General features: G+C 63.6%; 9 protein-coding genes. 4 read left to right on the plus strand and 5 right to left on the minus strand.

Annotation, left to right across the window (positions count from 1 at the left end; genetic code table 11):
• Nucleotides 1-93: 93 nt before the first annotated feature.
• Nucleotides 94-603, minus strand: a complete 510-nt coding sequence (locus VMW12_00120; protein HUZ48123.1) for a 3-isopropylmalate dehydratase small subunit — start codon at nucleotides 601-603, stop codon at nucleotides 94-96.
• Between the two features lie 26 nt (nucleotides 604-629).
• Entirely contained in the window at nucleotides 630-1,913 is a 1,284-nt protein-coding gene (locus VMW12_00125; protein ID HUZ48124.1) for a 3-isopropylmalate dehydratase large subunit, read from the minus strand.
• 40 nt (nucleotides 1,914-1,953) lie between these two features.
• Between VMW12_00125 and VMW12_00130 the strand changes: the two genes are divergently transcribed.
• The 4 genes from VMW12_00130 to VMW12_00145 are packed head-to-tail and all read left to right on the plus strand — an operon-like array spanning nucleotide 1,954 to nucleotide 6,656.
• A complete protein-coding gene (locus tag VMW12_00130; protein ID HUZ48125.1) occupies nucleotides 1,954-3,057 on the plus strand; it encodes a hypothetical protein in 1,104 nt (367 codons plus the stop codon).
• Nucleotides 3,054-4,301, plus strand: a complete 1,248-nt coding sequence (locus tag VMW12_00135; protein ID HUZ48126.1) for an acyl-CoA reductase — start codon at nucleotides 3,054-3,056, stop codon at nucleotides 4,299-4,301. The genes VMW12_00130 and VMW12_00135 overlap by 4 nt, the downstream gene beginning before the upstream one ends.
• Nucleotides 4,276-5,592 (plus strand): aspartate aminotransferase family protein, encoded by a 1,317-nt coding sequence (locus tag VMW12_00140; protein HUZ48127.1) that lies wholly within the window; start codon nucleotides 4,276-4,278, stop codon nucleotides 5,590-5,592. The genes VMW12_00135 and VMW12_00140 overlap by 26 nt, the downstream gene beginning before the upstream one ends.
• 26 nt (nucleotides 5,593-5,618) lie before the next feature.
• On the plus strand, nucleotides 5,619-6,656 hold the full coding sequence (locus VMW12_00145; protein ID HUZ48128.1) for a Gfo/Idh/MocA family oxidoreductase: 1,038 nt from the start codon (nucleotides 5,619-5,621) through the stop codon (nucleotides 6,654-6,656).
• Nucleotides 6,657-6,767: 111 nt separating this feature from the next.
• On the opposite strand, the gene VMW12_00150 is transcribed toward VMW12_00145, so the two are convergent.
• The 3 genes from VMW12_00150 to VMW12_00160 form a co-directional block, all read right to left on the minus strand.
• Nucleotides 6,768-7,532, minus strand: coding sequence for a hypothetical protein (locus tag VMW12_00150; GenBank protein HUZ48129.1), 765 nt, complete (start codon nucleotides 7,530-7,532; stop codon nucleotides 6,768-6,770).
• 230 nt (nucleotides 7,533-7,762) lie between these two features.
• Nucleotides 7,763-9,442, minus strand: coding sequence for a SpoIIE family protein phosphatase (locus VMW12_00155; protein HUZ48130.1), 1,680 nt, complete (start codon nucleotides 9,440-9,442; stop codon nucleotides 7,763-7,765).
• The coding region (locus tag VMW12_00160) for a S8 family serine peptidase (protein HUZ48131.1) at nucleotides 9,364-10,995 on the minus strand (1,632 nt) is incomplete at its 5' end. The genes VMW12_00160 and VMW12_00155, both read right to left, overlap by 79 nt.

Genomic DNA, 10,995 nt, shown 5'->3' on the forward strand with positions numbered 1-10,995 from the left:
CGTCGTCGCTCCCGCCATCCTGGCTCCGCTCCTCCTTCACAGGCCCCGGCAAACCGGTGTAGCCCGCTCTCGCGCGGTACTACAACGCGATCACTAGCGATTCGCTTCGGCGAGTCGCTTTTCTACGTACGGAACAAGCCCGCCGGCGTCGATGAGCGATTGCATGAACGGCGGGAATTGCGCCGCTTGGTACGACGTGCCGCGCGTGATGTTGCGAATGACGCCGGTCGCCGGTTCGAGTTCGATTTCGTCACCGTTTTCGATGCCGTCGACCGCTTCGCTCGATTCGAAGATGGGCAAGCCGATGTTCAGCGCGTTGCGATAGAATATGCGCGCGAAGCTCTTGGCGATAACGGCCGAGGTGCCGGAGCCTTTGATCGCGATCGGCGCGACCTCGCGGCTCGAACCGCAGCCGAAGTTCGTATCGGCGACGATAATGTCGCCCGCTTTCATGCGTGCCGTGTATTCGGGGTCGATGCCTTCGAGCGCGTGTTTGCCGAGCTCCGCCGGATCGATGATGTTGCAGTATTTACCGGGGATGATCACGTCGGTATCGACGTTCTTGCCGAACTTGTGCACGTGTCCGCGTAGTGTGGATTCCACGATGGTTCCTTTTCGAGCGTTGCGAGCTAGACGAGTGCGGCGTCGACGACGCGCGGATCGGTGATGATGCCGGTCAGCGCGGACGCGGCACAGGTAGCGGGCGATGAGAGATAGACTTCGGACTTGGGCGAGCCCATGCGGCCCACGTAGTTGCGATTGGTCGTGGAGAGCGCGCGCTCGCCGTCGCCGAGGGTGCCCATGTGCCCGCCGAAGCAGGCGCCGCAGCCGGGGGTGTTCACCGCGCAACCGGCAGCGGCCAGGATCGTGAGAATGCCCTCTTCGGCTGCCTGCATCCAGACTTTTTGCGAACCTGGGTTGACGATGACGCGCACGTTCGGCGAAATGCGTTTGCCTTGAAGAATCTTCGCGACGACCCGCAGATCCTCGATGTACCCGTTGGTGCACGAGCCGATAAAGACTTGGTCTAAGGGAATGTCTTCGCGCGTTACCTGGGAGACGGGATGGACGTTGTCGGGCGTGTGCGGGCACGCGATTTGCGGTTCGAGATCGTCAACGTCGATCGCGATGACGCGCTCGTATATCGCATCGTTATCGGCGCGTTCGACCATGAACGGGCGATCGGTGCGCTCCTGAACGTAGGCAATCGTTTTCTCGTCGGCGTGGAAGATGCCGTTCTTCGCGCCGGCTTCGATCGCCATGTTGGCCATCGTAATGCGGCCGGTGATCGAGAGCGCGTCGACGGTGCTTCCGTGGTATTCGATCGCACGGTAGGTCGCGCCGTCGATGCCGAGTTCGCCGACCGTGCGCAGCATCAAGTCCTTCGCGTATACGTGATTCTTGAGGGTTCCGCTGTACACGATTTTGATCGTACCGGGAACCTTGAGCCAAACCTCGCCGAGCACGAACGCGGCCGCGATATCGGTCGATCCCATACCGGTCGCGAACGCGCCGAAGGCGCCGTAGGTGCAGGTGTGCGAATCGCCGCCGACGATTACTTCGCCCGGGGCGACCAAGCCCTCTTCGGGCAGCACGACGTGCTCGATGCCGCCGCGGCCGACGTCGAAGAAATGCTTGATCTTCTGCTCGACGGCGAAATCTTTCATCAGCTTCGCGAGCTTTGCCGATTGCGCGTCTTTGGCCGGAACGAAATGGTCCTCGACCAGCGCGATCTTGTTCGCGTCAAAGACGCGGTCGGCGCCCTTCATGCCGCGCATGACGCCGATGGCGACGGCGGCGGAAAGCTCGTTGGCGAGCACCAAATCGACGTTGGCGTTGATGATCTGCCCGGGTTCGACCCGGTCGAGGCCCGCATGGCGAGCGAGGATCTTCTGCGTAAGTGTCATGCCCATGGGGTTGGGAGTTCGCGCGCTGGCCGAGAATGTCCCCGCCATGCCTCACTACCGCCAAGACGCGCAGACGCTCGACGCCGAGGTCCTCCATTGGATCGATGCGTGGCATCGCCATGGCACACCGATGCAAGACGGCGATTTCAACGACCTCGCCCTGCGCATCTTCGCGCATCAGTTCGCGTATAACGAGCCGTACGCTCGGTACGCCGCAAGCCTCGGATTCAGCCTCGCATCGCTGCCCGCGAGCTACCACGAGATTCCCGCCGTTCCCAGCGCCGCGTTTAAAGAAGCGACGATGACGACGTTCGACCCGGCCGTTGCCGCACTAGCCTTTGAAACCAGCGGCACCACGCAGGGTATCGGCGGACGGCATTTTATGGAGTCGCGCGATCTCTACGACGCCTCGCTCCTGGCGAGCTTCGATCGCTTCATGCTCGGCGACCGATTGAAGCTGCGGTATCTCAACCTCGTACCCAACCCGGCCGACCGCCCGCAATCCTCGCTCGGCTATATGATGGGGCGAGTGAGTGCCGAGCGCGGGAACGAGCAAACGGGGTGGTATCTCCGGGGCGACGATCTGTTCTTCGATGCCTTTCTGGCCGATCTGCACGATGCGATTGCGTCACGCGAACCCGTCTGCATCGCCGCAACCGCGTTTGCGCTCGTGCACGTGATCGAAGCGATGACCGCGCGCGATCTCCGGTTGGAATTACCGCCCGGCTCCCGGGTCATGGAGACGGGGGGCTTCAAGGGACGCACGCGCGTCGTCGAGCGCGCCGAGCTCTACGCGGGTATTTGCGAACGATTCACCTTGCCCGTTGAAGCGATCGTAGCGGAATACAGCATGACCGAACTGAGTTCGCAGTACTACGATGCGCCCGCCATGCGCTCGTTGCCGACGCGGGTCAAGCTCGCTCCGCCGTGGCTGCGCGCGCGCGTGGTAGGGCCCGACGGCGCCACGCTTGCGGATGGAACGGTTGGAGCGCTCGTGCATGTCGATCTTGCCAATCGCTCGTCGTGTTTGGCGGTCGCTACCGAAGACTTGGGCGTCGCGCACGACGGCGGGTTTATCCTGATTGGGCGCGAGCACGGCGCCGCGCTGCGCGGCTGCTCGCTCGACGCCGAAGAACTGCTGCGCGCGTGACCGCCCTCTCGCACGTCCCCGTGGCCCGGATCGTCGGCGCGATCGCGGACGCGGCCGAACGCTGGGCCGACGCCGACTTCCCGGCTCGCGTTCGCGCGCAGGCACTCGTCGTGCAGCGCACCGGATACTCGTTGCCGGTGGTGGAGTATGCGCTGGATCAACTTTTTTCGTCGCTGCAACCGGCCGCCATCGTTGCGACGATCGAGCGCGAACTCGGGCAGCTCGCGGTGCTGGATGGGTATGCCTCGCAGGGCGGCGACGTTCGAGCGCGTGCGTTGCCGGCGGGGCATACGTGCATCGTTTCAAGCCGCACGACCATCGGCGTCGCGCTCTGGCCCGCGCTCTTCGCGCTCTGCGCGAAGTGCGACGTGCTCGTCAAGGACCGCGAAGACGGCTTCATTCGCGCCTTCTTCTCAACCCTCGCCGAAGAACTCGACGAGTTTGCGGGCGCCGCGCGCGCGCAGCAGTGGACCGGCGACGACGATGCGGTCGATTTGCAAGCCTTCGACGCCGTCGTTGCGTTCGGTAACGATGCGACCCTCGCCCGGATCGCCAAACAACTCTCGCCGAACGCGCGATACGTCGCCTACGGCAATAAGGCGAGCGCCGGATATATCTGCGCATCCGCGCTGTCCGACCAGCGCGCGGCCGCCGCGATCGCTGCGGGCGCCGCCCGCGATTTCGTGTTGTACGATACCGAAGGCTGCCTGTCGCTTCACATGTTGTTTATCGAACGAGGCGGAACCATCACACCGGAGGCCTTTGCTCGCATCTTGGCGGCCGAAATCGAACGCGCGACCGTTGAATTTCCGCTAGGCACGCGCGATGCCGGGGCGAGCGCCGCCGTCGCGAGCGCGCGCGACCTAGCGGCGTTTCGCGCGGCGGGCGGGAGCGGGAGCGTTTTCTCCAATCCCCAAGCGTCATTCGTGCTGCTGCTCGACCCGCCGGCCAACGAAGCGCCGCCGATGTTGCCGCGCACCCTCGCTGCCTATAGCGTCGATGGACCGCACGACGCGCAGGCATGCGTGCGAAAGCACGGCATTCCCCTTGAGGCGATTGCCGTTGCGGGAAACACGCCCGCGATCGCGCGCATGGCGCAAACGCTGGGAGCATCCCGCATCGCGCGGTTCGGCGAATTACAGCGTCCCCCGTTACTCGCATACCACGGCGGTCGTCCGCGCATCGCGGAGTTCGTGCGATGGATTACCGACGAAACTCATGAAGGAGCCGACGATGGCCGGTAGCGACGAGCGCGAACACCTTGCAAGCGCAATCCCCGGGCCGCGCACCGCCGCGTTGGTCCCGCAATTGCAGCGCTACGAATCGCAGAACGTGACGTTCCTTTCGGAAACGTTTCCGGTGTTCTGGCAGTCGGCGCGGGGCGCGACCGTTACCGACGTCGACGGAAACCGGTACATAGACCTGACCTCGGCCTTTGGGGTCGCAAATGTAGGACACAGCAATCCGCGCGTGATCGCAGCGATCGCCGAACAAGCAGCGCGTTTAATGCACGGTATGGGCGACGTTCACCCCACCGAGATTCGCGCTCAACTGCTCGAACGCCTGACCGGCATCGTACCGGCCGGCTTGAATAAAACGTTCCTCGCAACCACGGGATCCGAGGCCGTAGAAGCCGCGCTCAAGACCGCGATGCTGGCAACCGGTAAGCACGCCTTCGCTGCATTCCACAACGCTTACCACGGCCTCTCCTTCGGCGCGCTCGCTGTGAGCGGCATCGACAAATTCCGCACGCCGTTTGCGGGACTCATTGCCGCAGATACGCTTTTTCTCGATTACCCCCGGGCCGAACGCGATACCGCGGAACACGCTTTGGCGGCCGCCCGCAGGGCGCTATCACAGCGCAGCGACCTAGCCGCGTTACTCGTCGAGCCGATCCAAGGGCGCGGTGGATGCGTCGTTCCACCCCCGGGGTATCTGCCGGGCCTCCGTGCGCTCTGCGACGAGCTTGGCATTTTGCTGATTTTCGATGAAATCTATACGGGCTTCGGACGCACGGGTGATTGGTTCGCGGCGAACCACGAAGGTGTTACCCCGGACATTATCTGCATCGGCAAAGCCATGGGCTCGGGCTTTCCGATCAGCGCGATGGTTGCGCGAGCATCCGTCATGGATGCGTGGCCGCGATCGACCGGCGAAGCGCTCCACACCTCAACCTACCTCGGCAACCCAATGGGCTGCGCGGCCGCGCTCGCGACCATCGACGAACTCGAACGGCTGCAACTTCCCGAACGGGCCCGCGCCATCGGGAGACTCCTATCGGACCGCCTTGCGATGCTGCGCGAATACCGGGGGGTGTCGGCGGTGCGCGGGCGCGGCGCGATGTGGGGCTTGGAACTGCGCGACGGTGCGCTGGCCGAACGGATCGTTACGCGCCTCTTGGCGCGCGGCGTGATCGCCCTGCAGGCAGGGCCGCAGGGCGAGGTGATTTCGCTGACCCCTCCGCTGGTGATCTCCGATACGCAGCTTTTGCGAGCGATGGATCTGGTCGAATCGGAGCTGCGCGAAGAAGCCTAACCGGGCGCGCGTCGAACCGGGCAATCATGAAAGAACGATATCGCGTCGGCGTCGTCGGCGCCGGATTCGGCGTCAAGGCGCACCTGCCCGCACTGCTGGCGCATCCACGATTCGACGTTGTGGCGCTTGCATCGCCGCATAGCGCCGCGGGCGTTGCGAAGGAGCGGTCGATTCCTCACGCGTTCACGTCGTGCGCGGAGATGCTCGCCGGGTGCGAACTCGACGCCGTCGTTATCGCGTCGCCACCCTTTGCGCACCACGGCGATACGCTCGCCGCTCTCGCGGCCGGCAAGCACGTGCTCTGCGAAAAGCCGTTCGCACTGAATGTGGCGCAAGCCGAGGAAATGCTCGCCGCGGCGAAGGCGGCGGGAACGGGCTGCGGTGTCTCGCACGAGTTTCGCTGGGCGCCCGAGCGAATCGCCTTGCAGCAAATGGTCGCCAACGGCCACCTGGCGCCGATGCGCGAAATCGAACTCACCCATCTCATGCCGGGCCGACGCGCAACCGACCTGAAACCGCGGGGATGGATGTTCCAACGCAAGGCCGGCGGCGGTATTTGCGGCGCGCTGATGTCTCACGCGATCGACGGCGCAAACCATCTGGCAGGCCGTCCGCCGATTCGTTCTACCGGATACACGCGCATCGCCAATCCCCAGCGCACCGACGAACAAGGCACCTTCACCAGCGAAACCGACGACGGCGCCTTCGCCCTGCTCGATTACGGTGACGGCCTAGTCGCCCGCCTCACCACCGACGCAACGACGCACGTCGAACAGTTCACGCTCGCGGTCCACGGAGAACAACGCACCGCCGTCGCAAGCGGTACCGGTTTGCTCGACATGCGTCTCTTCGCCATCGAAGCCGACGCCACGGACGAACTCGATGTGAAACCATCCCCGTACGCGCGTTTCGAAAGCGTCCTAGAGAACGTCCCGCCGCTGATGGAACTCTACGACGAATGGCTCAAACAGATCGAAACCGGAGCCAGCGCCGTCCCAACGTTCGAGGAAGCGGTCGCGACACAGCGAGTTCTGGCGAGCATCGGTTATTCAACCGCCCCTTGAGCCGTACGCGCCGGATGAATTGCGCGGGACACCTTTAAGCTAACGGCACTTTCATCCACGAAAGCGCCTGGCACCGTACGGCGGGATCGCAGCTCTCGTGGCGACGCTGAGTCAGATTGCAGCGACGCGTTCTCGCGCGAGATTCTCGCGCCCGAGAAAGTCCGCAACGATCAATGCAACTCCGGCTATCGCAAGGGTCTCGATGCCTTCGCTCCAGTTCGAGGGCGTTCTTGGATCGGCGATCAAGATCGGGATCCATACTGCAACTCCGAACAGCACGAGCATCGACGCCAGAAGCCGTGAGGCAAGCAGCGATTTACAGCCGACGGCAAGCGCAATGCCGGCGAGTGCGAATGCAATCGTCGTAGCGATGGCCCAAAACATCGCATTCGGCGGAATCCACTGTGGAACCAAACTAACCGTCCTGGCGAGAAACTCCACTTGCTCGATCGCGAACGAAATGCTGCACAAGCCGAAGAGCACTATCGCGCCCCTGCAGAGCCTCGCGGCACGGGCCGGGGACGGCGACGCCAACCCATACACGACCATCGCCCCCGCGACGAGAGCCAATTGATAGAAGACGTTGCCCCAGCTTGCGTAGACCCCCGGCTGGGCAACGACACCCGGCACGAAGGTCAGCGAAAAGACGAGATAGACGATGCCTAGAATACAGGCCCCTAACCCGCTGGTCTTGGGCAACAGCATTGCGGCACCGCCGATCATCTGCGCGACCGACGTGACGACGATGAAGGCTGCGACGCCGGGTAACTGCCAGTTCGAGATCAGTTGATCGTGCAGTACCAGGCTGGCGACGCCCAACAGCAGCGTCGTGGCTCCAAAAACATGACGCCCCATGGCATCGAAACGCAGCGGCAAGGTGGAGTGTGACGGCGTAGGAGCGCGGCATCTTCGGATCCGGATCCCACAGTCGGTAGCAAAATGGACGATTATCTACGGACGGTCGTTGTGGCTCCAATGACGATTTCGAGTAGCAAACCCGCTTCATTTCGCGTTCCGATTACCTTCCAGGGTAAATGCGGCTTGGATCTTTGGATCACATTGAAGAAATCGTCTGCGTCGCGAAAACAGGAGGGACAAGGCCCGGTTTACTCGATTTGTAACACCAGGATTGCGGTGTCGTCGTGATGCGAACCGTCGTGGACGACGGCGTGGTAAATTGCTTCGGCGGGATCGCGTGCGGGTGCGAGGGCTTGCGCTGCGAGCGCGGCGTGCAGGCTCTCCTCCCCTTCGATCGCGTTGCGATCGAACTCGGTGAGGCCGTCGGTGTAGAAGCATACGAGACTTCCGCCATCGAGCGAAATGGCCGTCGAATCGCAGGTTGCGGCGCTGCGCAGCCCCAGCGGCAAGCCGCTCGCGATAATTTCGTATACGCTGCCGTCCGCGCGTGCCACGAGCGGCGGCGGATGCCCGGCGGTGGCATACGTGAGGGAGCGATCGGCCGGATCGTAGATTCCGAATCCCGCGGTTGCGATCGCGTCCGGATGATTCATTGCCAAGACCCGGTCGGCGTGGTCGAGCACCTGCGATGGCGCATTCGATTCGATCGCGGCGGAGCGAATGGCTTGGCGCATCTCCCCCATCACGATCGCGGCGTCGAGCCCGTGCCCAGTCACGTCGCCGATCGAGAGCCCGATCAGCCCGCTGGGTAATGCAAACGCGTCGAACCAATCGCCGCCAACGCGCAGCTCCGTCGATGCCGGAATATACAAGCGCGAAAGGCGCACGCCCTCGACGCGCGGCAATTCGCGCGGAAGCATCGCTTTAGCGAACGCCGCAGCCACCTCATGCTCGTTTTGGTAGCGTCGCGCGTTATCGAGCGCGAGCGCGAGGCGACGGGCCATCTCGTGTAATACAGGAACGTCGGATGACGAATGACGCCGCCCCGAGCGCGTGTAACCGCTCAGGAAGACGCCGATTAAATTCCCGCGTGCCGTGAGCGGCATGCAGATGAGCGAACGCGCATCGAAGCGGTCGAGCAGGGCGCGATGCTCCGCATCCCGGGCGCGCTCGGCGCGCATCTCGGGCAGCACTTCTTCGATCAAACGCGGTTGGCCGGATGCGAGAACGCCGGCGATCAGCCTATCGTCGCGGGTCACCGGATACCGAGCCAGCAGGTCGTGCATCACGGTGGCCTGCGCGGCATCAGCGTAATCATCCGCGAGCAATGCGAACTTGTCGTCGTCGATCAGAAAGAGTTGGCAGTAGTCGGCAAAATCGGGGACGAGCAACTTGGCGAAGTTGCGGCCGAGAACGCGCGGTTCCAGCGATTCCGAGAGCACGCTCCCCGCGCGTGCGAAGAACAGCAACAGCTCCTCGGCGCGCTTCTGGGCGTTGATATCGGTACAGCTCCCGAACCACCGCAGGATCTCGCCCGAGGGGCTACGCATCGCGACCGACCGTACCAGAAACCAGCGATACTCACCGTCGAACCGGCGCAGCCGAAACTCCGTCTCGAAGAGGTCGCCGGTTTGAAGCGTTTGCGAGCGCAAGCCCACCACGCGCGGCAAGTCGTCGGGGTGCGCCGCACGCAGCCAACCGTCGTCCGCCGCCTCGGCGTACGAAGCGCCGGTGTACGCGAACCACTGCGCGTTAAAGTACTCCGCGCGGCCATCCGGAGCCGCCACCCAAATGATGTGGGGGACGGCCTCCGCGAGGAGTTGGTACTCGTCGATCGCTTCTACGCGTTCTACGGCGTCACCGGGCCCGGCAAGACCGGGTCGTTGAGGGCCATCGCCATCGCACGATTGACGTCGAGGCGTCCGCAGCCCTGGTGCGGGTCGCCGATATTATCCGCGCTATTGCACAGCAGTTGTTTCATCGTCGTCGCGTTTGCATAGCCAGGCGCAACCGAGAGAATCAGCGCCGCCGCGCCGGCAACGTGCGGGGTCGCCATCGACGTGCCGTCGATGAAGACGCGACAGTTCCCGGTCTCGCTGAAGATATCGGTCGCGCAATTTCCCGCGAAATTCGAGTCGAACGGCGTACTGGTCCACGCGTTCTCGATCCAGTGCAGCAGATCGGGATCGCCGGCCGAACCGGCCGCGGGATTCGCGTCGCCGCCCGGAGCCACGATACCCCATGTGGTTGGTGCGGCTGCGGAGTAGTTCGAGTAACTCGCGACATACTCAACCGGCGCGGTTGCCGTGCCGCCGGTATGGCCCGAGCCATTTGGCTGTCCATCAGCAAGCGCACTAGCTCCGACGGCGATGACGCCTGCGTCGCATGCAGGCGCATCTACGTAGCCTGAGGTTTCGTTACCACTTGCCGCGACAAGAATCACATTGTGCGCGAGCGCGTAGCTAATCGCTGCTTGTTCATACGGGTCAGGATCTTGACCATTGACGCAAACTGGTCCCCCGTTAGGATTGTTCGCACCAAAACTCATGCTGATGACGTTCGCACCGTTGTTCACCGCGTCGTCGATCGCGTCCGAGATGTCCTGATATGTCGCGCCGCATTGATTGTCGGACGTGCCGCCCGGCACGCACGTGTCGTCCGGCGTCGGGAATACGCGGTAGGCCATCAGCGAAACGTTGCCGCCCGCCGCCGCGAAGGCGAAGCCGTTATCCGAATCACCGGCCGCGATGCTGGAGGTATCCGTACCGTGGCCATCCTCGTCGGTTACAAAATCGCTCCTGCTCTGCGTTAGGCCGTTCGCGCTGGTGATGAAGCACTTCGCGTAGACGGTCTTGGGCGTGCCGTTTGCACCTTGCAGTTCCCTAATCGAAAGGTCCTCGCCCGTGTCGATCACGGCCAGCTTGATCGTCGGCGAACCTAGGGCGTTCGGATTGGCCGCAAGGCCGCTGCCGTTGTTCGGCTGCGAGTAGGCGAAGGCGTAATCGAGGCCGATCATGTGCATGTCCCACTGGCCCCCGGTTGACGCCGTCTGATAAAGCGGCGGATTGTTGACGCCTCCGCCGGAGCCACCCTGGGTCGTAGGCTCGCCTTGGAACATCGGTTCGTTCGTGAGATCGCGTACGTTCGTCGCCATCAAATGCGCTCGGCCCGATGCCACCACGCGCACGACACCCGGCAGCGCCCTCAATGCGGCCACCGCGCTCGGCCCGCTCTGCGGGTCGACGTGCACGAATTGCACCGTGTGGCCGGTCATCGGGTTCTGGATCGAGTGCATCGCGACACCCTTGAAGCTCGCAAGCTTCGATAGCAGCATCGGATGCAGCGTCGATGCGCTGCCCGTTGCATACTCAACCTCATAGAGGCCCGGAATCGCCTGGCTCGTGGAGCTGCTCGGCTGCGTAAATGCGTGCCGCTCGTTCTGAGCGGTCCCGAGCATCTGCGGCGCCGCCGTCCCCGAAGT

This window comes from Candidatus Dormiibacterota bacterium, from assembly GCA_035532835.1.
In the GTDB taxonomy this organism is placed as follows: Bacteria; Vulcanimicrobiota; Vulcanimicrobiia; order Vulcanimicrobiales; family Vulcanimicrobiaceae; genus DAHUXY01.